General features: G+C 56.8%; 19 protein-coding genes. 8 read left to right on the top strand and 11 right to left on the bottom strand.

Annotated features, from left to right (window positions below; genetic code table 11):
- Positions 1-185: 185 nt before the first annotated feature.
- Together kynU and CWI75_RS05250 are read right to left on the bottom strand one after the other, a co-directional pair.
- A complete protein-coding gene (gene kynU / locus CWI75_RS05255; RefSeq protein WP_101520434.1) occupies positions 186-1,421 on the bottom strand; it encodes a kynureninase in 1,236 nt (411 codons plus the stop codon).
- Complete coding sequence (locus CWI75_RS05250; RefSeq protein ID WP_162299995.1) at positions 1,418-2,203, bottom strand: alpha/beta hydrolase family protein; 786 nt, start codon at positions 2,201-2,203, stop codon at positions 1,418-1,420. Before CWI75_RS05250 ends, kynU begins: the two co-directional genes overlap by 4 nt.
- Positions 2,204-2,512: 309 nt before the next feature.
- Here CWI75_RS05250 and CWI75_RS05245 point away from each other — a divergent pair, with 309 nt between their 5' ends.
- From CWI75_RS05245 to CWI75_RS05235, 3 genes are all read left to right on the top strand, one after another.
- Positions 2,513-3,970, top strand: coding sequence for a flavin-containing monooxygenase (locus CWI75_RS05245; protein WP_101520432.1), 1,458 nt, complete (start codon positions 2,513-2,515; stop codon positions 3,968-3,970).
- Positions 3,971-3,994: 24 nt separating this feature from the next.
- Positions 3,995-6,367, top strand: a complete 2,373-nt coding sequence (locus CWI75_RS05240; protein WP_101520431.1) for a PEP/pyruvate-binding domain-containing protein — start codon at positions 3,995-3,997, stop codon at positions 6,365-6,367.
- Positions 6,368-6,452: 85 nt separating this feature from the next.
- Positions 6,453-7,196, top strand: a complete 744-nt coding sequence (locus CWI75_RS05235; RefSeq protein WP_101520430.1) for a ribonuclease H family protein — start codon at positions 6,453-6,455, stop codon at positions 7,194-7,196.
- A gap of 23 nt (positions 7,197-7,219) precedes the next feature.
- Here the strand turns inward: CWI75_RS05235 and CWI75_RS05230 are convergent, their stop codons facing one another.
- Together CWI75_RS05230 and CWI75_RS05225 are read right to left on the bottom strand one after the other, a co-directional pair.
- Complete coding sequence (locus CWI75_RS05230; RefSeq protein WP_101520429.1) at positions 7,220-8,416, bottom strand: cytochrome P450; 1,197 nt, start codon at positions 8,414-8,416, stop codon at positions 7,220-7,222.
- Between the two features lie 2 nt (positions 8,417-8,418).
- On the bottom strand, positions 8,419-8,865 hold the full coding sequence (locus tag CWI75_RS05225; RefSeq protein ID WP_101520428.1) for a 2,4'-dihydroxyacetophenone dioxygenase family protein: 447 nt from the start codon (positions 8,863-8,865) through the stop codon (positions 8,419-8,421).
- A 235-nt stretch (positions 8,866-9,100) separates the two neighbouring features.
- Here CWI75_RS05225 and CWI75_RS05220 point away from each other — a divergent pair, with 235 nt between their 5' ends.
- On the top strand, positions 9,101-10,195 hold the full coding sequence (locus CWI75_RS05220; RefSeq protein WP_101520427.1) for an Rv3169 family protein: 1,095 nt from the start codon (positions 9,101-9,103) through the stop codon (positions 10,193-10,195).
- On the opposite strand, the gene CWI75_RS05215 is transcribed toward CWI75_RS05220, so the two are convergent.
- Entirely contained in the window at positions 10,180-11,535 is a 1,356-nt protein-coding gene (locus tag CWI75_RS05215; protein ID WP_101520426.1) for a cation:dicarboxylate symporter family transporter, read from the bottom strand. The genes CWI75_RS05220 and CWI75_RS05215 overlap by 16 nt on opposite strands.
- 172 nt (positions 11,536-11,707) lie before the next feature.
- Between CWI75_RS05215 and CWI75_RS05210 the strand changes: the two genes are divergently transcribed.
- Positions 11,708-13,084: a glycerophosphodiester phosphodiesterase family protein gene (locus CWI75_RS05210; protein WP_162299994.1), complete on the top strand. Its 1,377-nt coding sequence runs from the start codon at positions 11,708-11,710 to the stop codon at positions 13,082-13,084.
- Positions 13,085-13,094: 10 nt separating this feature from the next.
- On the opposite strand, the gene CWI75_RS05205 is transcribed toward CWI75_RS05210, so the two are convergent.
- Positions 13,095-14,132: an NADP-dependent oxidoreductase gene (locus CWI75_RS05205; protein WP_101520424.1), complete on the bottom strand. Its 1,038-nt coding sequence runs from the start codon at positions 14,130-14,132 to the stop codon at positions 13,095-13,097.
- 390 nt (positions 14,133-14,522) lie between these two features.
- Between CWI75_RS05205 and CWI75_RS05200 the strand changes: the two genes are divergently transcribed.
- The 3 genes from CWI75_RS05200 (at position 14,523) to CWI75_RS05190 (ending at position 19,426) form a co-directional block, all read left to right on the top strand.
- The gene (locus CWI75_RS05200) at positions 14,523-16,016 is read left to right on the top strand and encodes an MBOAT family O-acyltransferase (protein WP_101520423.1); all 1,494 of its coding nucleotides are present in this window, start codon (positions 14,523-14,525) and stop codon (positions 16,014-16,016) included.
- Positions 16,017-16,024: 8 nt separating this feature from the next.
- Positions 16,025-17,098 carry an alginate O-acetyltransferase AlgX-related protein gene (locus CWI75_RS05195; RefSeq protein ID WP_101520422.1) on the top strand — a complete coding sequence of 358 codons (1,074 nt, stop codon included), beginning with the start codon at positions 16,025-16,027 and terminating at the stop codon, positions 17,096-17,098.
- Positions 17,099-17,347: 249 nt separating this feature from the next.
- Positions 17,348-19,426 carry a BCCT family transporter gene (locus tag CWI75_RS05190; RefSeq protein ID WP_101520421.1) on the top strand — a complete coding sequence of 693 codons (2,079 nt, stop codon included), beginning with the start codon at positions 17,348-17,350 and terminating at the stop codon, positions 19,424-19,426.
- A gap of 41 nt (positions 19,427-19,467) precedes the next feature.
- On the opposite strand, the gene CWI75_RS18240 is transcribed toward CWI75_RS05190, so the two are convergent.
- From CWI75_RS18240 to CWI75_RS05165, 5 genes are read right to left on the bottom strand one after another with little or no spacing between them, the layout of a single operon-like run.
- Positions 19,468-20,349: a DUF7281 domain-containing protein gene (locus CWI75_RS18240; RefSeq protein WP_146003551.1), complete on the bottom strand. Its 882-nt coding sequence runs from the start codon at positions 20,347-20,349 to the stop codon at positions 19,468-19,470.
- Positions 20,350-20,359: 10 nt separating this feature from the next.
- The gene (locus tag CWI75_RS05180) at positions 20,360-23,131 is read right to left on the bottom strand and encodes a hypothetical protein (protein ID WP_101520419.1); all 2,772 of its coding nucleotides are present in this window, start codon (positions 23,129-23,131) and stop codon (positions 20,360-20,362) included.
- On the bottom strand, positions 23,128-23,289 hold the full coding sequence (locus CWI75_RS18310) for a hypothetical protein (RefSeq protein WP_155523006.1): 162 nt from the start codon (positions 23,287-23,289) through the stop codon (positions 23,128-23,130). The genes CWI75_RS05180 and CWI75_RS18310 overlap by 4 nt, the downstream gene beginning before the upstream one ends.
- A complete protein-coding gene (locus CWI75_RS05170; protein ID WP_101520417.1) occupies positions 23,289-23,711 on the bottom strand; it encodes a condensin complex protein MksE in 423 nt (140 codons plus the stop codon). The genes CWI75_RS18310 and CWI75_RS05170 overlap by 1 nt, the downstream gene beginning before the upstream one ends.
- Entirely contained in the window at positions 23,704-24,978 is a 1,275-nt protein-coding gene (locus CWI75_RS05165) for a hypothetical protein (RefSeq protein ID WP_101520416.1), read from the bottom strand. Before CWI75_RS05165 ends, CWI75_RS05170 begins: the two co-directional genes overlap by 8 nt.
- Positions 24,979-24,983 lie beyond the last annotated feature (5 nt).

Here is a 24,983-nt window from a genome sequence, read left to right as displayed (position 1 = left end):
TACAAAGCGAGACCTGACCCCATTAATGTGCCCAACCAACCAGCCGGCTTGCTCGCTATATCTCGTACGTATTCCGCTTTGCGGATACGCAGGGTTTCCTGCAACCCAATTCATGGATATCTGTAGAGGTCATGCTGGTAGTGGTGAAGTAGCGCAACAAATAATCGTGGTAGGCGCCTCCCCACTCAGGTCACTTTTGCTCTCGTATCAAAGCGCGCCTGCAAATGTTCACCCGCTGCAAGAATACGCAGTAATTGCCGCAGCGCATCCGCCACATCGCGGTAACTGTTATACAGTGGCGAAAAACCAAAGCGGACAATGTCGGGCGCACGGAAGTCCACCACCACGCCCGCTTCAATAAGGGCCTGCGCAATTCCATAAGCCCGGGGATGCGCAAGGGAGACCTGGCTACCCCGCTCTTCCGGAACCAGGGGGGTAACTACCCGACACTCACTGCACTCTGAGGCACTGCGCACCCCGTCAATGAACAGAGCGGTCATTGCCGATGACTTGCCACGTATTTGATCAATGGTAAAACCGTCAAACACATCGAGCGCGGCATCAAGGGCTGACATTCCAAGAATTCCGGGAGTTCCACCCAGATACCGTGAAACCCCCGGGGCGGGTCGGTACCCGGGCTCAAAGGCAAACGGCTCTGCGTGCCCCAACCAGCCAGACAGTGGCTGGCTGACCTTATCCTGATGTCTTGTGGCCAGATAGAGGAAGGCCGGGGCACCAGGCCCGCCATTAAGAAATTTGTACCCACACCCCACTGCCATATCCACCTGCCAGCGGTCCAGCTCAAGGGGCACTACGCCCGCACTGTGAGCGAGATCCCACAGTACCAGGATACCGTTGGCGTGAGCGGCCCGGGTAATCGCTTCGATGTCGTGCAGGCGTCCATCCCGAAAATTTACCTGCGTTAACAGTAGCAGGGCAATATCCGTATCCATCGCTTCCACCAGCTGATCCGCTGGTACTGAACGCGTAACACAGCGCTGATCACCCAACAGTGCGCCCACTCCTTCGGTCATGTACAGGTCGGTGGGGAAATTGTCTTTCTGGGTAAGAATGACCTTGCGACCCATCTGCAATTGCAAAGCAGTGACGATGAGCTTGAACAGATTGATCGAGACGTTATCACAGCTGATCACCTGGCCCGGAGCGGCGCCCATCAGCGTTGCGATTTTCTCGCCCACGGTAATCGGGAGATTGATCCAGTCATTGCTGTTCCAGCTGCTGATCAGGTCCTGCCCCCACTCTTTGCGAACTACCGCTTCAATCCGTGCCATCGCAGCTTTTGGCAGCGCACCGAGGGAATTGCCATCCAGGTAGACTTTACCCTCGGGCAAAAGAAACTGTTCGCGCAGGCTGGCAAGTGGGTCCGAGCGGTCGAGTGCGACAGTATCGGGTATCGTCATGGTGCTGGCTCCAGCAGTCTGTTAAGCGCGGCAACCAGGACCTGGAATGCCGCAATATGCGGATGGATCAGGTCGAAATGACCCGCGCCCTCAATATTAATAACCTCGGCGCCCACCAGGGCGTGTGCCTGCGCGGGCGATACCAGCGGGTCAGCACTGCCGTGCACAAGTATTGTTGGTAGCTGCAACCCCAGCTCGGCTGGCGAGGCAGTCGCATAATGTTCAGGCACCTGTTCCGGTGTGCCACCCATAAACTGCGGGGTAACCTTCTCACAGCTGTTGCTACCCCGGGCATAAGCTTCTAGATCAGTAATTGCAGCTAACCCCACGACACCCTGCACAATAATATTGTGACTCGCAAACGCTGGCGCCTGCGAGGCCGCCCACAGCGCCAGTTGCCCGCCTGCGGAGTGGCCGGCAAGCAGCACTTGCTGCAAATCAAGCCCCGGCACCACCTGCAGCGACATAATGGCGGCATATACGTCGTCCGCCGTGCCCGGCCAGCCACCACCATCCTCACCAACACGACGATATTCCGGTACCCAAACGGCAAAACCCCGCGCCGCCAGTGCTGCTGCCAACGATGAGACGTGAACAAGATCATAACGCTGGAGCCAGCAGCCACCGTGAATAAGTACAATTACCGGGGAGCCGTTCCCTGGCTCGGCAGATACGCCAGGCAACCAGAGGCGAGCGAACTGACTCGGCGCAGCACCATAACGGTATTCCGCTGCGGCCGCAGCTGCAGGGAGAGCCTCAACATCACTGAACGCTACGGGCATTGTCATACTTCCAGCCGCCAAAGCAATCCTGCTGAACAAAACGCCAAACAGGACTACCGAGCACAATCGTATCGACATAGACACACGGTCACGCGAATAAAAATTCAACGGGCTATTGTAGACGATTGAAGGGGGTGGGGTCAGGTCTCGCTTTGTAGCATCCACCGCGTGGATGCTACAAAGCGAGACCTGACCCCATCCCTCTCTCCAAAGGTTCAAATTCATAGCCTGAGTGTATTTAATCCCGGGGCAGCTTGGACGCTTCCGGCGATAAGTGGGACACTTGAGCGCAATAATAAGGATACAGCCATGACTGATCACTCTGCACTGCGCGTCGCCGTGATAGGGGCGGGCCCGGCGGGATTGGCAGCCGGACGGGAATTACTGCGCAAGGGCTTCACCGATATCACTATCTTTGACGCCCTCGACGCCCCCGGGGGCACCTGGCGCCTGCACAGCTATCCGGGCCTCGCCTGTGACGTGTGGGCCCACTCGTACAGTTTTTCCTATGCGCCGAACCCGGACTGGAGCGCCAACTTTGTCGATCAGCCCGAAATCCAGGCCTACCTGGCCCGCTGTGCTACGGACTTTGGGCTGGATCCCTACCTGAGGCTGAATACCAGAATCAGGCGTGCACACTATCAGCACACAGGCGGATGGATGCTTCACTCCGATAGTGGCGAAGTACTGCCCTTTGATGTGGTTATCAACGCAATGGGCAACCAGCACACACCGCTGTTCCCTGATGTTCCCGGCATGGACTTGTTCAGCGGTGACAGCTGGCATGGTACGCGCTGGAACCACGATGTCGACCTTACCGGAAAGCGTGTGGTGATTGTCGGCTCGGCCGCCAGCGCGGTACAAATCGTTCCGGAGGTGGCAAAAATGGCCGGCCACCTGACCGTACTGCAACGCTCCGCCAACTGGATTATGCCCCGGGGAAAAAAGGTCTATACGCCGGCACAACGCCGCCGGGCGCGACGCTTCCCTGTGCTGATAAGCATGGCGCGAAAATGGCAACGCCTGCTCATGGGGCAGGTCGAATATGCCGTCACCCTCGGCCACAAGCGCATGGCCCAGTTCGAAAACAGGGTTCACGATTTTATCGCCAGAACCATCAGCGACCCTGCAATGCGCACGGCACTAACACCCGACAGCCGCTATGGTTGCAAGCGGGGCCTGGTCTCCGACGATTTCTACCCCGCACTCATGAAAGACAACGTCGAACTGGTGGCATCTGGCCTGCGGGAGGTCACTGCAACCGGCCTGGTCACCGAGGACGGCACGTGCATTAACGCAGATGTCATCATTTATTGTACCGGTTACCGCATACTCGATTTTGATCGCATCGAGGTCACCGGTGCGCGCGGCACAACACTCGCCGATGCGATGGGGGACAACCCCAGGGCCCACAAGGGTATCGCGGTACCGGACTTCCCCAATTACTTCTTTGCGGTAGGACCCAACGGCCTGGTATTGAATGTGTCCTACTTCATAACCGCAGAAAAGAGCGTCGGCACCATCGTGCGCCTGCTGGGGGAAATGCGCGCTGCCGGCAAACGAGAGATGGTAGTTAAACGGGAGTCCTGCCAGCAGTACAACGACTGGATGAGCACCCGTTTTGAGCGCTTTTCCTGGGGCGCCAGCGACTGTCACAGCTATTACCGCAATGCCTCGGGCCATGCACCGTTTTTGTTTCCCGGTAACTTCAGCGAATATCGCTCGTTACAGGATGCCAGCGGATTGCATGAATACCACCTCACATGACACAGCCCCGGAAGTGACTACCTGATGCAAAACCATATTCTAAGTCTTGCCGAAATCAGTGACGCCAGTGCAGGCGGTAAAGCCTATGGTCTCTCGCGATTGCAATTGATGGGCCTCGCGGTACCTCCTGCCTTTGTCATCCGCAACGCGCGGGACGACGGATTTCCAGACGATCTTGAACAGCACTATCAGGCCCTGGCTGGGGGTAGCGTGGCCGTACGTTCATCGGCACTGGGCGAAGACGGCGCCGTCGCGTCCTTTGCCGGACAATACGACACCGTCCTGAATATCCGTAATTTCAGTGAATTACAGCAGGCCATCAGGCAATGCGTGGCCTCGGCCGACTCGGACCATGCCCGGCACTATCAACAAAGCCAGGCTGAGGAAACAACCGCCACCATGAATGTGGTCGTCCAGACCATGGTCGACGCACGGGTAGCCGGGGTGGTATTTACCGCAGACCCGGTGAGCGCACGGCGCGACCTGCTGGTGATCGATGTAGTAGCCGGACTTGGCGAAGCCTTGGTCAGCGGTGAAGCCACTCCGGACCATTATGGGGTGCAGGGCGATGGCGCAGTCGTGCAGCGCCACCTTACCGGCACAACACCGCTACTGTCAGATACCGAAATAACGGCCATCGCCGAACAGGCCAGGGCAGCGGCGACGCATGAGGGCCAACCGCTGGACCTGGAGTGGGCCATCGACCACAACGGCAGCCTGTTCTGGCTTCAGGCCCGCCCCATTACCACCCTGCCCGCCGACCTCAATGAGTTTGATTCAACGTTGCCGCGCCCGGACGATGTCTTAACCATCAGTAACGTCAGCGAAATGATGCCCGGGGCGGTATGCCCACTCACCTCCTCCTTCACCGGCTGGGGCATCGACTATGGTTTACAGCATATGCAGGTTGCCGTGGGTGCAAGGCCCCGTATAGACCGTAACTGGCAGGTTACCGCATCTGCCTATGGTCATCTGTTTCTCAACCTGTCGGGCAATGTGGTGATGTCCGCCGGGGTGCTGGGCTCAAGCGTGGAACAAACCGGGCAAACGCTCTGTGGTCGCATTATCCCGGAGCTCAAGGCGATGCCTCCCCTGCCCCTGTGGCGTCGGGTTATAAACACGGGACGACTATTGCACTATTGCCTCAGCGCCCCAGCTGTCGTCGAGCGGTTCAGCGCGGACCTGGACCGCTTTGCCATTGAAAAGAAGTCGGACAGCACCACCATGTGGAAAGAACTGGCGGCAAAATCCTGGTTTTTCGACCATTGCATGGCGGTACACATCCAGTCGTCGGCACTGTCCGGCTTCCTTTGTTCGATCATTGAAAACAGGGTGTCGGGCAACGCCAACGACAGCACTATTCAGGAGCAGGCTGAGGCCGTACGCCTGCTGGCGGGGGCAACCGGCGTGGAAAGTGCCCTGATGCTGGAGCAGCTGGATCACTTGCTGGACCATATCGCCGATCATCCCCGGGCAACAGGCGATTTTGTGCAGGCATCGGTGCCCGACGCACTGAGCTGGCTGCACAGCATACCCGCCCTGCAACAGGAACTGGCGGCCTTCCTGGATACCCATGGGCATCGCGGCTACCGCGAGCTGTGCCTGCGTGACCCATCGTGGAAAGATGATCCCGCACCTTTGGTCCAGAGTATGCAGGCCGCGGTCCATGGACGCCAGGTTACCGGTGGTCATCGGGCACTACAGACCGGTGAGATCAACTGGTCTGAGCTGGGTAAAGACCTGCGCTGGCTATTACCCAAAGCCCACAACGCCATCCGCCGCCGGGAGCAAACAAAATCACAACTGGTCGATCTGGCCCACCGGTTCAAGCAGGGCTTCCGTCACCTGGGCCGACTGATGGCCGCTGAGGGCCTGCTCCCGGACGCGGACCTGGTCAATTTTTTCAGCACCGGCGAACTGCCGGGCTTCATTGCACAACCCCAAGAGTCTGCGGTCAACCGGGCACACGCCCGTCGGGAGGCGCTGATCTATCAACAACAGCTCGAATTCCCGGAGATATCAGTGGGCATGCCACAACCACTACAGCCCCAGGCCATTACGCCGGTGGACGGCGCCCTGCAGGGACGGCCCGCTTCGCGAGGCAGTATCGAAGGCATCGCCAGGGTGGCCCATACCCTCGCAGAAGCGTCGCAACTGCAACCCGGCGAAATCCTCATCACGCCGATAACGGATATTGGCTGGACCCCTTATTTCAGTCTGATCGGGGGACTGATCACGGACCTCGGCAGCTCGGTCTCCCACGGCGCCGTCATTGCGCGGGAATATGGCTTGCCCTGTGTGGTAAACACGCGGCAGGCTACACGCTATTTCCAGACCGGAGACCACATCCGCCTGGATGGCGACACTGGCAGCGTCACCCTCCTGGACAGGAAATAACGCTGCGCGTGATAACGGGCCAGATAGTATTTGCGGTAACGGGTGGTTTATGACAAGTTCACCCCCCGAATTCAGGACCACGACCATGGCCAAACAGAAATATTACGTTATATGGGCAGGAGCAATACCCGGCATCTACACCAGCTGGCCGGAAGCCGAGCGCCAGGTAAAGGGCTTTGCGGGTGCGCGCTACAAGTCATTCATGACCAGAGAGGAAGCGGAAACCGCATACTCCAGGGGCCCCGCAGCGAAGCCGGCTGCACGCAAGCCCGCCGTAGCCAAGCCGGCCAGGGCTGCCAGCACAGCGCCTGCCGCCGAAATAAACATCTACTGCGACGGCGCCTGCGACCCCAATCCCGGGCAGGCTGGAACCGGCATCGCCATTTATCGGCAGGGCGCGCTTGCGGAACTGTGGTATGGCCTCTACAACCCGGCAGGTACCAATAACACCGCTGAATTACTGGGCCTGCACCATGCTCTTGAATTTGCAAAGCAAGCGATTGCCAGCGAGCTGAGTGTGGCGATCCACTGTGATTCAAAATACGCCATCGACTGTATCACCACCTGGGCCTTCGGCTGGAAGGCCAAGGGCTGGACCCGCAAAGGCGGCGAAATCAAGAATCTGTCGCTGATCCAGGACGCCCACGCGCTCTACCTGGGGATGGCCGATTCAGTCCAGGTACTGCATGTAAAGGGTCACGCCGGTATTGAAGGCAATGAACTGGCGGACCGCATGTCAATCCTGGCGGTGGATCATAAAGAAGCGGCACTTTTACAGTACGGCGGCACACTTTCCACCGCCGACCTGCTGGCCATGAGAAAGGGCTGATTCCGCCGCCGCTCGTGGCCACCTTAGCGTGGCCGCAACCTCACCGGCATCTGCTTGAAACCATGGATACTGTTGGAGCGGATGTAAACCGGCTCACCGGTACGCTCAATGCCGGCAAAGGCGCGAAAGAACTCCTCGAAGAATATCCTCGCCTCCAGGCGCGCAAGATTGGCGCCGAGACAAAGATGAATGCCGTGGCCGAAGGCCATGTGCGGGTTGGGATCCCGGCCGATATCAAAGCGCATGGGCTCGGCAAACACCGTTTCATCGAAGTTGGCTGAACTGTAAAGCATCACTACCCGGTCGCCCTCACGAATTGCCTGCTCGCCGATAACGGTGTCGGTAGTAGCCGTGCGCCGAAAGTAGTGCAGCGGGCAGGTCCAGCGCAACATTTCCTCTATTGCCAGTGGCAAATCCTGTGGATTCTGCTCGAGCGCCCGGTACGCCTCAGGCTGGCGCAGCAGCTGGTCCATGCCCGAGCTTATCAAACCGCGAGTGGTCTCGTTACCCGCCACCGCCAGCTGCACGAACAGAGAGGCAAATTCCATCTCAGACACGCGGTGGCCGTCCATTTCCTGGTTGATCAACAGCGACACCAGATCGTCGCCATCGCCGTCCAGGCGTTCACTGGCAAGGCTGTATCCGTAGGAACCCATGTCAATAGACGCCTGGGTAACCGCTTCCGGGGAACCGCCCAGGTCCGGGTCGGAGCCGGAGGTCTGCAGGTCGGACCACTGCCGGATCTGCGGCCACATGGCCTCGGGGATATCGAGCAGCGAGCAGATCACCGCGGTCGGCAGGTCACCCGCCAGGTCATCGACAAAATTGATCTCTTCCCCTGCCTTTGCCCCGGCCATGATCTGGCGGGCTATGTTGCGTATTTGCGGCTCCAGCAAAGCGAGGCGGCGGGTGGTGAAGCGGCTGATCACCGCCCGGCGGATAGGGCCGTGGTTGGGTGGGTCCATGCCCAGCAACTGGCCCTGCACCATACCGAGTATATCCTCGGGCAAGTCATCGACCATGACAAACCCGCGCTGCGCAGAGAAGGTCTTGAAATCACGGGACACCCTGAGCACATCCGCGTGCCGGCTCAGCACCCAGTAGCCACCGCCATCGGGATGAGCATGCCAGAACACCGGCGCATGTTCGCGCAGCCACGCAAACTGGTCATGCGGAATACCATCGCTGTAGCTGTCGGGGCTGTACACATCGATTTGCATGGTCAACTCACCAGCACAGAGGGTCGCGGCAGGCCCAACTTTTCACAGACCGCGTAATAGTATTCAAGGGTCAGGGTGCCGTCGACAACCGAGGTCATATTACCCTGGGCGTCCAGGTTGATATTGGAGCCGGTCATATGAAACCAGACCCGGGTATTGTCTTCAATGCACTGCAAGGTGTGCACCGACCCCGCGGGCTCATACAGAAACGAACCGGCGCGATTAATGTAATCGTACTCTTTATATTTCCAGGCACCCGAGGTGGTAAAACCATATACGGGGCCGGTATGGCGATGGGTTTCCACTTCGTAACCAGCCTGGAAGATATTTTCAATCACCCAGATCCCCTCTCCGTGTTTGACCTGCAGTACCTTTAACTGGCTGCCGTCACCGATGTCAACGAATGGTAATTCATCCTCGCCGATGTGAACCGCAAGCGCTGTGTCCATAATCCCTACCCCCTCTCTTTGGTCTCTACAGAATACAGACACACTATTGATCACAGGGAAAGCCCACGCAGTTAACGGCAGATGCTTTACATAGTTGAACTATGGGCCACAAGTAGTACTGTCAGTCGTGCCGAATTAATGGCTTCATGAACCCTGGCAGGCTCGGGTTGGGGTCATTTTCGCAACCGTACCCCCTCGCGAGCCGGGAACAGCAACCCAAAGGATAATAATCACTATGCTGTCACCACTTGACGACTACCCGGTACACCAGATCGCCGACCTGATGCGCTTTGTCGGCACCTCTGATCGCAATTTCTACGATCGCTATTACTTCAATCTGCACGCGTCCAGTGATGACCTGTTTATGGTCATGGGGATGGGCCAGTACCCCACTCTGGACGTGCAGGATGCCTTTGTCGTGGTGCGCCGTGGCGATGCGCATCATGTTGTTCGTGGTTCAAGGGAGCTCGGTGGCGACCGGATGGACACCTCTGTAGGCCCGATTCGTATCGAGGTGGTCAAGGGTCTCGAGAAGGTCCGGTTTATCGTTGAGGAAAGTCCGGAGCGCCCCATCGCCATGGATGTAACCTGGGAGGGCGCAATCCCCGCCCACCAGGAACCACGGCACTATATCCGCAAACACGGTCGGGTATTATTTGACAGCATGCGCTTTGCCCAGACCGGCTGCTGGACTGGTGACCTGCGCATCGGCGGCGAGACATTCGCGGTAACACCAGACCGCTGGAAGGGCAGCCGCGATCGTTCCTGGGGCATTCGTCCCGTGGGTGAATTCGAGCCCCCGGGGGTCCATGAAGGTACACCGATCATGGAAGGCATGTGGAACTATGCACCCATGCAGTTCGACGACTTTTCGATTCTCTATATTGTCAATGAACACAATGATGGCCAGCGCGTCCTCGAAGAGGCGGTGCGTGTCTGGAAAGACCCTGCCAGGGAAGTGGAATGGCTCGGCAGGCCAGAACATGATCACCACCTCACAGTAGCGCGACCCTACCAATCCTTCATAGATCACTCGATTTTACGTTTCCCGGACGCTCCCGGTGGCGGACTGGAGGTAAAAGTCACGCCACTGAATCATGTGTGGGTAATGGTGGGTACCGGCTACGGGCTGGAGCCCGACTGGAAACACGGCATGTACAAAGGCAAGGAGGTCGTCGAACACTTCAGCCTTGACATGGAAAAGGATAAAGAGCGGATGCTGGGCCTGGTCGATAACGCTGCGCGCTACGAGCTCAACACCGGCGAAGTGGGCTATGGCCTGTTTGAGTACTGCTTTTTCGGGCCGTTTGACCGCTACGGCGTTGCCTGATTCTCAAGCCCCCTGCCCAGCCAACGCTTGGTAATCACCCCCGTGGTCATGGCGCCATTGACATTGAGTGCCGTGCGGGCCATGTCGATCAGCGGCTCTATGGAAATCAACACGGCCGCGACGGTCACCGGGAACCCCATGGCCGGCAACACAATCAGCGCCGCAAAGGTGGCCCCGCCGCCCACGCCGGCAACACCAAAGGAGCTGATGGCGACAATTGCCACCAGCCCGGCAATGAAATCCAGGCTCATCGGGTCAACCCCCATCGACGGAGCAATCATGACCGCGAGCATGGCCGGATAGATCCCGGCACAGCCATTCTGGCCGATGGTAGATCCCAGGGTTGCCGACAGGTTGGCGATGGGCGTTGGCACCTGTAAATCCCGGATCTGGGTCTCCACGTTAAGGGGAATGGTTGCCGCCGAGCTGCGGGAGGTGAATGCAAAGGCCAGTACGGGCCACACCGCGCGAAAATAAACGGCGAGGCTGGTCCCATTTAAAACCAGCAACAGCGCATGCACCCCAAACATGATGGCAATAGCCAGGTAGGAGGCGAGGACAAAGGTCAGCAACTCGAGTATGTCCGTGGCATTGGCGCCGGCCACCACACTGGTGATAAGCGCGAAAATACCATAGGGCGTTAACGCCATCACCATGCGTACCAGTTTCATGATGATCAGGCGCAGGGTTTCCACCGCGCTCTCTATCTGCTCACCGCGGGCCGGGCTATCGGCTGCCACACCCAGGGCCGCCAGGCCAAACAACACCCCGAACACGACCACGGCGATGATGGAGCTGGGCCGCGCCTCAGTGAGGTCATAGAAAATATTGGTGGGGATAAAGCGCACCAGCATGTCGGCCATGCCGAGTCCGGCTACGGTCTCATAGCGCTGGGTCAACATCTGTGCCCCTGCCAGCTCCCGGGCCCCCTGGGTAATGCTTTCCGCGCTGAGGCCGAAGACATTCGCCACCCCGATACCCACCAGGGCTGCGATCATTGTAGTCGCTATTAATAGCCCAATAACCGCAGCACCAATGCGACCCAGTGCAGCCACATCCCGCATTTTGACGACGGCGGCGATCATCATTACCAGCACCAGCGGTATGACAATCATCCGCAGCAAACTGACATAGCCGGTGCCGATCACATTCACCCAGACCAGGGTATCGCTGATGACTTCGGCCTGCCCTGCATAGACAAACTGCAGGCCAAGGCCAAATGCCACCCCCGCCAACAGCCCCGCCAGCACTTGCCTGGACAGCGCCAGCCCTGCTTTGCGAAGCCGAAACAACACCAGGACTACTACACTGAACAAAACAACATTAACGGTAACTAACATAATGCTTCTCACGCTGACAGCGGGCCAGTCTAGCGAAATACCGAATCGCAGGCCATGCGTTAATGGCAGCGCTGCCCCCGCCTCTTTCAGTTATCAACTCAACACCTTTATCCGTTATCATCGGGCGATCGCCGCAGACAGTCAATCGAACCCGCCTCTTGCAGGAGCTATCATGAACACGACCTCATTAGTCACCGCGCTACTCACGGCAGCATGCCTGGTCGCCTGCTCGGACGGCACAGACCAACCCCCGGTTGCGTCCTCGTCACTCAACATTCACCCGACCGCCGTGCCCGAGGGGGCACCCGGGGAAATGGCAGTGATGCGGTTTCACGCTACTCTCACCGCGCCACAACCCCGGGATGTTGTGGTGCGCTATCGCACATCCAGTGCTACCGCAACTGCGGGTGAAGACTATCTTGATACCGCAGGTGAAGCCACGATTACGGCTGGGTCACTGTCGGTACCCATAACTGTGGAAGTGCTTGGCGATGCGGCACAGGAACCGGCGGAGACTTTGCGCCTTGAATTTTCGATAGCGGGCAATGCAGTACCAACCGGGGCGGAGGTTGTGGGTACCATCGCCAATGATGACACCGCCTGTGACGACCCTTTTCGCAAAGATCCCAATCCCTGGCGGGTATTCGGGGCCCCGCCCCTGAATTATGCCCATCGCGGTGGGGTGATCGACTTCCCCGAGAACACTCTCTATGCCTATTCCGAAGTGGCCGCGGCGGGTGCCGATGTACTGGAAATGGATGTCTACCAGACCCGTGACAATGAGCTGGTGATCCTTCACGACCTGGACGTTGATCGCACCACCAACGGTAGCGGCCAGGTAGTAGACCTGACCCTGGCGGAATTGCGTGCGCTGGACGCCGCCTACTGGTTCGTACCCGGGCTGGGGACTCCCCGGGACCGGCCCGAGGAGGATTATCTGTTTCGTGGTATTGCCACGGGTGACAAGCCGCCACCGCCGGGTTACGACGCCGCAGATTTTCGTATCCCAACCCTGGAGGAAGCGCTACAGCGCTACGCCGGCGAACGGATCAATGTGGAATTAAAGCCCGACCTGGACGAAGCCGGGGACTACGAGCTGCAGCTGGCCAGCCTGCTGCAGCGCTACGGTCGCAGCACCGACATCATCGTTGGCTCATTTGTCGACGAGGCGCTTAACGCCTTCAAGGTGGTAGCGCCCTGCGTCTATACCTCGGTTCCCCTCGGCCAGGGGACCAACCTGGTGCTCGCGGGCCTGGGCCCCGGTGTCATTCCACCGGTACCGGAGCACATCGCCTTCCAGGTACCCCCGGACACCAGCCAGATTACCGGCGATGGCCAGTTGCCTGAAGGTTTTTTCCTCGAGGTCGTTACCGAGGATTTTGTCGCCGACTCGCACGCCGCCAATCTGGCGGTGCAGGTGTGGACCATCAACCAGTGCGAAGACATGCTGCGGATGATTGAACTGGGGGTCGATGCCATCATGACGGACCGCCCCCTGCTACTGGAAAAACTACTCAATACCGCCGTTGACGAGCGTTCATGTGAGTAAGGCGACGCCTTTAGCTCGGGGCGTCGGCCCCCGGGGCGTCGGCAACTTTCACGATCAGCTTGCCGATATTGCCCCCATCAAATAAAAGGTTAACCGCTGTGGGGGCATTTTCGAGCCCCTCTATAATCGTCTCCTGGTGCCTGAGTTTGCCCTCGAGCAGCCACAACGCCAGTTGCTGGGTAGCCTCGGCAAACCGCTCCATGAAGTCAGTAACGATAAACCCACGCACTTCTATACGCCTCATCAGGATGGGTGAAAAATCGGCGCGCGCGGGCTCACTGCTGTTATAGCCCGAAATCATGCCGCACAGGGGCATGCGGCCAAACAGGTTCATGCGCGCCATCACGGCCTCCATGATCTCCCCGCCGACATTCTCAAAGTTGACATCAATGCCATCGGGGGTCGCAGCGGCAAGCTGCTCGCGCCAGTCGTCACGCTTATAGTCGACCGCCTCGTCAAAACCCAGTTCATCCACAAGATAGCGACACTTGTCAGGCCCGCCGGCAATTCCCACTACCCGGCAACCCTGGATTTTTGCGATCTGGCCAACCACGGAACCCACGGCACCCGCGGCCGCAGACACCAGCACGGTCTCCCCCGGCTTTGGGCGACCCAGTTCCAGCAAGCCAAAATAGGCGGTCACCCCGGTCATCCCACAGGCACCCATCATCGTCGGCAGCGGGATAGGCAGGTCAGCCGGGAGCACGGTCATTGCATTTTCCCCTTCATCGGCAATACAGTAATCCTGCCAGCCGGTAAGCCCGAGCACGTAGTTGCCAGGCTCGTAGCGGGAGGAATTTGAATCCACCACTACACCGATGCCGCCACCGCGCATCACCGCGCCGATCTCGACCGGCGGCATGTACTGGTCCATGTCGCTCATCCAGATACGGTTGGTGGGGTCCAGGCTGAGGTAAAGCACCCGCACCCGGGCTTGCCCCGGCTCAAGCTCCGACAGGGGCTCGGTGACAAAATCAAAGTCCGTCGTTTCAATCCGTCCCACGGGACGGGTTTTAAGACGGTACTGGCGATTAACGGCGTTATTCATGGTATCTCCAGACACAGGGAGTCATAGAATCGCCCGCGTGTAGCCGGGCCCAACGCGCCACAATAGCAGATTCGGGGTGCTTCCACAGGTCACAAAAATATCTGGCGCCCAGGCGCCCGGTCGGCTAGCCCCGATATTTCCAGGCCTGGTCACGCGTATTCATGAGGAGTTTACTCACGACAGCCCTTTTTATTTGTCTTATCGTTAAATGATAAACGTGATAGCTTTAATCGCGATAATTGTACGGATGGCCAGACCGAAAAGGCTGTTGTTTACAGGTTGAACAAAAAGGTGCCCGAAGCGCCGTGATAGCACGTTTACCCAAGCATCTCGATATCATAACCCTGCAAGCATATCGCTCAAGTCGACATTCACCGGACATGTGACAAGATGCTCTTCAACTCGAGCCAATTCATTTTTATATTCCTTCCGGTAGTGTTCTTCGGCTACTTTTTTTTCGTCAACAAGCGATTGGTCCTTGTATCCAAAACATGGCTGGTCGGCGCAAGCCTGGTTTTCTACAGCTGGTGGAATCCTGTCTATTTGCCGTTGATTTTAAGCTCGATGCTGGTCAACTACAGTCTCGGTGCGAGTCTTGGAAAAGACCGTGCCCGGATTTTGGGAGATAGCGCCTCCAGCGTCGGGTCAGCGAGGAAGCGACTGCTGGTTTCCGGCCTGGTGTTTAATCTCGGACTGCTTGGATATTTTAAATATACTGATTTTTTTATTGAGAACTTTAACGGCATATTTGGTGCGGACATCCCTCTGCAGCATATCGCCTTACCGCTTGCGATCAGCTTTTTTACCTTCCAGCAGATTGCCTACCTGGTGGATAGCTATCGAGGTGAAACCCAGGAATACGACTTCCTTAACTACGCCCTGTTTGTAACGTTTTTCCCTCAGCTGATAGCTGGCCCGATCGTTCACCACAAAGAAATGATGCCGCAGTTCGCATCGCGCTGGCATCTGGTGAAGCGTTATCGAAACATCGCGATGGGGCTTTTTATATTTACCCTCGGGCTCTTCAAGAAGGTAGTCATAGCAGACACCTTCGCTGACTGGGCAAATGAGGGTTTTGATGAGTCGAACTACCTCAGTTTTTTTGAAGCCTGGTCGACCAGCCTCAGCTATACCTTTCAGCTGTATTTTGACTTCAGTGGCTATACTGATATGGCAATTGGTGCGGCACTTTTGTTTAACATACGGCTACCGATTAATTTCAACTCACCCTACAAGGCCCACGACATCCAGGACTTCTGGCGCCGGTGGCATATGACTTTAAGCCGATTCCTGCGTGATTACATTTATATCCCGCTGGGCGGAAACAGGGTAGGCCGATACAGGGTTAACATTAACCTCTTTATCACTTTCCTGTTGGGGGGGCTCTGGCATGGAGCTAGCTGGATGTTCGTTATATGGGGTGCTGCCCATGGCGCTGCATTGGTAATCCACAGGGTTTGGCAGCAGCTGGGGTTCAGGATGTGGTCCGTGCTGGCCTGGTGTTGTACATTTTTGTTCGTCAACACAACCTGGATATTTTTTCGTGCGACGGATATGGCCGCCGCAACGAAGGTTCTGGAAGGTCTCGTGCGCATAGAAGACATTACCCGGACAGATGTCGGCGTTATCCCGACCACGGCGCTGGCCTGGGGTGGGTTGCTTATCGACCGTTTGGGCTTTTTGCCAGATTTGTTCATTCCGACGCTACCGGCTTTTGCCGCAATATTGCTGGGCTTCGCCATTATCGGTCAACGTAACTCCATCAGCTACCTCGACGAGACATTGACCATTAAGCATATGGTGTTTGCCGCGATTTTATTTGTTATCGCCGTGCTGACGATGTTGGGAAGTACCAGCGAAGTGTTTCTTTACTTCAATTTCTAGGCCTGGATATGAAGAGCAGGGTACTCATCTTTTTGGTTGTCTCGCTTGGCGCCCTGGCCGTGCTTCCTTCATGGAATCTATTTCAATCAAAGAGCAAAAATCCATTTGCGGTCGACTTATACAGCCTCGATGTGCTGACATCGTTTGCGAGTCGCTATCTCTACCAGGCCGGGATCAGTATTTCGCCCGAGAATGTTGTCATTGGCAAAGACGGTTGGTTGTTTCTTGGGGACAACAAGCGCCAGTTGCTGACGACAAAACGCAGTGGTCGCACCGACTATTCGACAGTAGTGGCGAACGATTTCGCTCGATGGGTAGGCGCCTGGCAAGCGCATCTTGTGGATATACCACTTTATGTTCTGATCGGACCAGACAAGGCAACCATTTACCCCGAGTTTCTTCCAGATTGGGCTGTGCCGGCAGATACCACTATTTTAAGCATGATTGAAGATAAGGGGCTCGAGTCAATCATCATCCCTGGCGACAGTCTCCTTGAGTACAAGGATGAAGTCGGGATGGATTTGTACTTGAAAACGGACACTCACTGGAACAGCTTGGGCAGTTGGGTAGCCTATCAGGCGCTAGCGCGCGAGATGTCGAGATATCAGGATTTGGCTTTCCTTGGGCCCGGCCACATCAGTACCGTGAAGCCAGTCCGCAGAAATGGCGGTGATTTATCCCGCTACCTGCATTTGCAAGACGAACTCCGGGATACATCCATTGCCATTGAGTTTGACGCGGACCTGAAAGTCAATCTGGAGATATTCAATTTCGAAACGGGGGTTTTGCTTAATCGGGGCCGGAAGTACAAGGCGCAGGCCCCTGAGGAGCCAACGTTGTTTAGATCCGATAATGCACTGAATTCAAAGAAAGTACTTTGGATACGGGATTCATTCGGCAACGCCCTGGACCCCCTGATGGCAATGACATTCCGGGAGTCACTCCAGATGGACTACCGTAGAGTGACCCCCGAATTGTTCGCCCGACTGGTCGCACGATATAGGCCCGACATTGTTGTGCTGACAGTAGTGGAACGGAACCTCAACTGGGGGACATTCAGGAAGCTACCTGAACCCCTGTAACTTTCTCATTGATCCACCCTTCAGAGGTAGCCATTGACGACTTGTTGGGAGATCACCCTGGCCCAGTACGACCCGTTGTCGTCAACCCGTCACACCCTGAATTGATATGATTTTGCCTCGCCGGCAATAATCTTGTTTTTCCAGAAAACTCATTGAGTGCAAGCAGGAGCCGCCTGCCAGCCGGCCCCGGTTTGCTTCTACCGGACTGACAGGGCACCATAACGGGCTCAGCCTGACCTGGACGAAGGAATGCATCACAACAACGAGGCCAAAACTGCCTCCGAATCTACCTCTACCGTACTGGTTCCCGTATTTATCCCCGCCGTTGCGGTCATCCTGCTGCTGGTGATCGGCACGATCAGTAATCCTGAGCTGGCGGGCGGGGTCTTCAGTTCAACCCTGGCCTACATCACCACCACCTTTGGCTGGTTCTATATGCTGTCGGTGGCGTTTTTCCTCATATTCATTGTCAGCATTGCCTTTACCAGCTGGGGCAACATCAAGCTGGGCCCCGATCATGCGGACCCCCAGTACAGCTTCCCGGCCTGGTTTGCGATGCTGTTTTCCGCAGGCTATGGCATTGCCCTGCTGTTTTTCGGGGTTGCAGAGCCGGTTTTACACTATGCGTCGCCCCCTTCCGGTGCGGGGGAGACGGTGCTGGCCGCAAAAGAGGCCATGCAGATCGCCTTTTTCCACTGGGGCTTCCACATCTGGGCAATTTATGGCCTGGTGGGGCTTGTTCTCGCCTACTTTGCGTTTCGTCACGGTTTGCCGCTGTCGATCCGCTCGGCACTGTATCCGCTGATTGGCGAGCGCATCTACGGGCCTATCGGGCACACGGTCGATGTCTTTGCCATCCTTGGCACCATGTTCGGCATTGCCACCACCCTGGGACTTTCGGTTGCGCAGATTAATGCCGGCATCAACTACCTGTGGCCGAGCATTCCGGTCAATGTCACCGTACAAATCATAGCGATTGTGGTTATCACCGGCCTGGCAATCCTGTCCGTTGTCGCCGGCATGGACAAAGGCATCAAGCGCTTGTCCATACTGAACATGGCCCTGGCTGTACTGCTGATGGCATTTGTCTTCAGCGTCGGCCCGAGTGTCCACATCCTTGAGAGCTTTCTGCAAAATACCGGCAGTTACCTGAACAACATTGTTGAGCGTACCTTCAATCTTCAGGCCTATACCCGGAGTGACTGGATAGGTAACTGGACCCTCTTCATCTTCGGCTGGACGATTGCCTGGGCACCCTTTGTCGGGCTGTTTATCGCCAAAATCAGCCGCGGCCGCACCATCAGGCAATTTGTGGTCGGGGTAATGCTGGTGCCGACTATTTTTACCTTCCTCTGGTTCTCCATTTTCGGTGATACCGCACTGCACATGGTCATGAACGAGGGCTATGACACTTTGATTGGCCAGGTGCAGGCGAACCACGCGGTTGCGCTGTTCAAGCTCTACGAAGTGTTGCCACTGTCGTCCATCGTCTCGTTTATCACGGTGATCCTCATTATCACCTTCTTCGTCACCTCGGCCGACTCGGGCGCACTGGTCATCGACTCACTGGCCTCCGGTGGCGCGGCGGTAACACCTGTATGGCAGAGGGTATTCTGGGCGGCTGCAGAGGGCGCCGTCGCATCGGTGCTGTTGCTGGCAGGAGGGCTGGGGGCGCTGCAGACCATGACCATCGCCAGCGCTCTGCCGTTCTCTATCATCATGATTGTTGCCGCGTTTGGGATGTGGCGGGCACTGGTCATTGAGAGCCATCACCACACCAGTTTGTCGGTCAGCCTCCAGGCGCGCTCTGCGGGTGTGCCCGGACGCGGGCTATGGCGCAAGCGCCTTCACGGCCTGGTTAATTTCCCTGATCGCGAAGCCGTGGAAGAGTTTGTTGCCACCACGGTTAAAAAAGCCATGCAACGTGTGCAGCGGGAGCTGGCAAAACAGGGCTGGTCAGCCGAGGTGCATACCGATGAGGCAGCCTCGCGTATCTACCTGGAGGTTATCAAGGATGAGCAGATCGACTTTGTTTATGAAATCCGTATCGTCGAGCATGCCCTTCCGGACTATGCCTATCCGGAAATGGCGCGCAACGAGAAGGACATCCACACCTATGCCAGGGCCGAAGTGTTCTTGCGCCGTGGCGGGCAGTCATACGATATCTACGAATTCGACCAGCACGACATCATCAGCGATATCCTGGACCAGTTTGAAAAGCACCTGCATTTTCTCCACATATCACCGGCCAGCCTGCCCTGGAACATGACCGAGCATGACGAGATGCTGGTGCCGGTAGCTCCCGACACGGATATGCCGCGGCAGTAGAAAGCTGAGTTGAATACGCAGAGCTTCTTGAACGAGCTTTATCAGTCGTCTGTTGTGACGAGAAAGACAGCCTCTTGCTCCAACGCTTTACCACTTAGCTTAAGTGCCTCAAGAAGCTCCAGGACCTCCACCGGTTCCTGATACAAATTGAATTTTTCCTCGGCATTCGCAACATATTTAAGATTATTACGCCACACCTCAGGATCGCCATAGCGTTCCAGTTTTCGTTTCCAGTCAGGCATTAACCATAGCTCGATATTTTCACCCAGCGCTATACGCAGACGGGCGTAATTCTCGAGGCCGACGCCATCATAGTCTGGAAAGAAAAGAATCCTTGGGCTGCGTCTTTTTCCGCTTAACCACTCTACCAGCCGGTCGCTGATCTGGCCCTGGTAATAGAGTACAGACCCATACAGGCCCTCGGGCACCCAGCTGGTGTCGTCCAGCAGCCCCTGATTTTCCACCAGCCATAATGGACTGTCTGTGGCCAGGGAACGTTCCACCTGGCTGATATCGATGGCGAGGGCACCGGCGATGGACGTCAACAGCCACAGGTCGAGTGACTCTCCGTCACACTCCCAGGTTACGCCCGGCATTGTTGCCTTAATTAGCCGATAAGAGGCGGCGTGCGAACTCTTTCGGCCTTTGGTCGACCGGGTAAGCATGAGGTTTTGTGCCCGAACCGGCAGAGTCTGGTCGCCTGATCCAGAATCAGGTCTTAACTCCCTAAGGTTCTGCTGGAATACCGGCGAGTTGTTGACTCGATAGACGGTGCCGTTGCCTTGACGCATTTTGGTTATGCACGCGGTTCTGAGCAGAAACTCATCAAGTACCCGTTTTTGTGAGGGGGTGAACCGTGAACCAAGGCATTCTCCGCCAGAATTCTCAAGTTTGATCAACGCTTCCCTGAGCGATCTGTTCATTGATGGGAGCTCATAGCTCGACAGCTTCAAGCGGCTGCAGGATCTGCCAGTGCTTGCGGCTGATGTGGTTCATGCCGTTGCTCATCTGCTGGATCGGCACACAGTAATGGGCGGTAATCAACGGGGAAGGCGAAGCGAACATTAGCGCAAAACCGAATTCGGAAGCTGTTTTGATCAGACTCCTCTGGTTGGCCGCATCCAGGGACAGGGCTTCGTCCAGGTAACACAACGCCTGGACATTGTGAGCCTTGTCCTGCATCAGGTGCAGCATGGCCAGGCCGGTGACCAGCTTGGCCATCAGCACGGTTCCGTTGGAGGCTGCGCTGTCGATGTCATCAAAGCTTTCTGTGGCCTGGTTCTCTTTGCCCAGCTCGAAGGTGAGGCGGAACAGATCGGCAACCTTTAGACCATGGCGAGCGCTGCCTTCGTCGATCAGTAACTGGCGGGCGTGGTCCAGCTGTCGGTCGTCCAGTACGCTGGACTGATTGAATAGCTCGAAGGATTCACCAGACTCCGCTTTCTCTGCCGTCTGGATCAGCAGGTCGATGGCTTCGACAACGTGACTCTCGTGAACCGGTTGAATTCGGAATACCTTGAGATCCGACAGTTTCCTGCGGCTGATCAGCCGGTTGAATTCATGCATGGCATTTTCGAATGACTGCAGGTTGCCGCGAAGATCCCTGAGGCTGGCCGTCACTGTGACCACGGCACTGCGGGCTTTCTTTTCCAGCGCCTCGGCTTCACGAGCGAGGTGATGACGAAACTCCACCATCAACCGGATTTCCTTTTCCGCGTCAGGGGCATACTGGAACTTGGTTAGCCCACCACTATGCAGCGTAATGCGCCGGTGGTGCAGATCCCGATCCAGGTCCTTCAGTTGATGGCAGTCCCGCTGATAATCCCGCAGCATTTGCGCCAACTGGGCGAGCGCCAGTTCGGGTTCACCTATCCAGGGAGTATGGGGCAGGTCAGCCAGCCAGTTGAACTGCTCGTCGCTGTCGCCCCGGTTCTGGCGGATGCGATCTATCTCCAGGTGAGCGGCGTCCAGGGCCTGTCTCTGGTCAGCCAGTTCATGAATCTGATCCCTCAGCGTTTGCTGCTGAACGCTGGCCTGCTTCTGGGCGTGATCAATTTCTGCCAGCTCCTGATTTGCTGTCGCCATTTCTTTTAATCGATCCGGGCGGAATTTCTGAAGTTGAGCCAGATCGTCAAACTGGTCCAGACCTTTTTCCAGGTTTTTTACTTCCTGCTCCAGTTCCGCCTTGCGCTTCTTCTGGGTGTCCATTTCCCGGGTGGCTGCCTTCTGCTCCTGCAAGTGCCGGAGTCGGCCCTGGCAATTATCAATCAGTTGGGCAATCTCGTCGCCTGATCGCTGTTCATGCTGCGGTGCCTGGTGTTCAACAGACAGCTTCAGCCCGGGCAGTTCAAACCGGTCTGCGGACATGTTCTCCAGCCATTGTTGAAGCTGGCCGGAATCCAGCCGATAGTCTCTCGGGGCCAGGGTAAGCAGTTGCCGGTTGAGTCCCCGGTTGAGAACATCGAGCCGGTCTTCGGAGAGGTGTTGTTTGAGCGTGAGGTAAAGATTGTCCGCAAGCGTTTCCTGTTCCTTGCGCAGTGCTAAAAGCTCCTGCTCTTCGCGCCGGAGCTGATCGTCAGTGGCGGCAGCAGACTGTCCGTGAGCATTGGCCAGCAGGGTGATCTGACGGTCGCGTTCTTCGGTAGCGCTGGTAAGTTGCTGCTCAAGCTCACTTCGATCATGGATCAGGGCGAACCGGGTCTCCAGTTCGTCCCAGCGCTGCTCATCCTTCTTCAGTACCTCCAGCTGGTGGTTGAGTTCACTCTGGCGACGGGTTTGCTCCCCGTACCTCTGCAGTAATTCCGCTTCCTGTTTTTGCAATCTCCCATGCTGATGCTGGAGGCTTTCACTTTGTGTCTGGTAGTGGTGTTGCCAGCGTTGCAGGCCATCATCGATGAGCGGTCGGCGGGCAATGATCCGGCCTCTGATGACGAGTCGTTCATCCTGATACCGTTCCAGGTCGTCAATCAATGTTTGCTGGTTTTTGGCTGCCCGGTACTGCTCCCGGTCCTGGTTCACCTCGGCAAAGGCCTTGTCCCATTCCTGTTTGAAATCCACCACGGAGTCCGGCAGCTGGCGGTTGAAGATCTGCAGCAGATGGCGTTTTACTTCGCCGGAACTGAGTTTGTCCAGGCGCAGGGTCCGGGTGAGAACCTGACGGTAGGCATTGGCATCCTTGCGGTTTTCCAGCCGGAACACGGTAAACTCGGAGCTGGCCTGTCCCCGCTTGCGGGTACCACCGTAGACCATCTCGGCGAAATCAGCCGATGAATGGAAATTAGCCGTCCGCCCGTGGTGAGCAAGCTGCTCCAGCAACTGGGGCTGTGTCACCAGTTTGCCATTGTCCAGTCTGTACTCTTCAATATGCAGAGGGCCCCGATAGGTAAAATAGTCGTAGTCATGGCTGAACCCTTTACCCACACAGCCCAGCACCACCGAACCGGATTCGGGTAGAGTGACCTCCAGCAGGATATAACTGCTGTTGGATGGGAAATAGAAGCGCCTGGCCTTGTCTTTGTCATGGGCACCGAAGTCCAGGTGCCGTCTGTCGATAATCAGCAGATATTGCAGGGCATTGATCAGGCTGGTCTTGCCTGTGTTGTTAGGAGCTATGAGAGAAACGGACTCATCCAGAGGAAGCTCTGCGCGCTCATAGCCAGCACTGTTGAGAAGCACCAGCTGCTGAAAACCGTAATCGGAACTCAAAGGGTGGCATCCTGATCGCCAACCCAGGAAACATCTTCATCCTGGTACACCTGGCTGGCCAGTTCTTCGTAATGATCCAGGTAACGACACACAGCCGGCAACAACAGCCAGGCCCCGGAATCGAAACGGGCGAAGCCGAAGTTTTCGGCGGTTTTCATCAGGCCCACCAGGCCGGACAGATCCAGTTCCTCGGCTTCCAACAAATCCTGATGTTGCTCAAAAACCGTGGTGAGTAAGGTCTGATCGATACGCCAGTGCTCAATTTCATCAGAGGAATGCCGGCATCTGCCTGGGTATCAAAAATGACCATGAACAACAGGGCCAGCTGCCGGGTGGCCTTATTGGTATTGCTGCTGCCATCGTCCTGATGAAACCAGGCGAAGCCCCGGCCATCAAGGCGAAGTTCAGAACCCAATGCGGTAAAAATGGCCCTATAGTCGTCGAGGTTGCGTTCAAGCTCTTCCCATAACACCGGTTCCGCAGTCCGGTTGAGGTGTCGGCCCCGGTTGAACCAGCGGAAAAGCAGGGCCAGGTTGGGCAGGTTGCTGGCGATTTGCTGGAATTGACTGGTATTACTCACGGGTTTCGCTCATCGGTTGCGTCAGGCGGTAGGGCCAGTAATGCACTAAAACCTGCGAAAGGGCGAATGTTGTGGGTTCCGGTTCCAGTTCCATCTCCCATTGATCCTCACGTGCCAGGTCATGGTAAAGCCGCAGAAGAACCTGGTCAGGCACGGAAAGGTAGTGGCGCTTCAGCCATTCCAGCAGATTGCTGACCGGAAGATCAGCTGACAATCGTTGACGGAGCTGATCTTCGTCAATCCATTCAGCAACGGTCACCGGAAAAGCATCCACTTCGTCCGGAAAGTTTTGCTTATCTGGCTCAAACTGCCTGGCCTCGGCCATGATTGTTTTCACCTCGTCACCCACCGACACGCTGCGGCTCTGATTCACTCGCCATACCGGCAGCCAGGCCTGATCCTGCCTTTTGCGAAGCGTACCGTTGAGCCCTTTTTTGCGCACCTGACCCAACAGCCGGCTAATGGCCGAGGAGAGATTGTTATGCTGGCGCGCTTCTTCTCGAAGAGGCAGCAGAATGTCTGCACATTGCTGAGCCGTGACTCGCCCGAGTCGCCTCAGTTCCTTGGCCTGATAGCCAACGTGCCTGAGACGGTTGAGGTGGCTATAGAGAGCGCCTTTGGTGACCAGGTGGTTGTAGCCGAGGTCGAGGGCGTCTTCGGCTGCGGCGAGATGATGGTAGAAAATGCCGGAAGGACCGGAGTCCATCATCTCGTTCATCGGTTCGACATATTGGGCGTAGGCGTCAAGAACGGACTTGTAGCGTTTTGCGATAGGCGCCCGGGTGTCCGCTGATTTAGCCTGTTCGGCCAGCTCGGCAATCGCGTGACGGTCCTGCTCCAGCTGGCGGGCAATATCTCTGAAAAGGGTAGATAGTCGGTTAATGGCCTGAGTCTGCTGGCCGGTATCTCCGGCTTCGATGCCGGCGGTGAGGGTCTGTGTCGCGCCACGAATCGCTTCGATTCGCGCCTGAATGACTGAAGACAGTCCCAGTTCGTGTTCATGGGTCAGGCCACGCACATACTCAAGCACATGGGCATTGACCACAAAGCTTTCCGAGCGACTCTGGATCTCCAGTACGCCACTTGCAAAAAGCCTGCGTAGGGCATCGTTGACTTGAATATCGTCAAGGGCCGGCTGAGCCTGGCGAATTGCAGCAAGGACCTGCTCCTCGGAGAACGCCGGCATTTCTCGGGTGGCCCTGACCAATGCCTCGACGGTTTCCCAGTGCTCAAAAAGTGTTCGAGTAAGGTGTTTGGGGCTAGCCATGGTGC

Source organism: Kineobactrum sediminis (genome assembly GCF_002868715.1).
Lineage (GTDB): Bacteria > Pseudomonadota > Gammaproteobacteria > Pseudomonadales > Halieaceae > Kineobactrum > Kineobactrum sediminis.
This window is presented reverse-complemented; position numbering and strand designations above follow the sequence as displayed.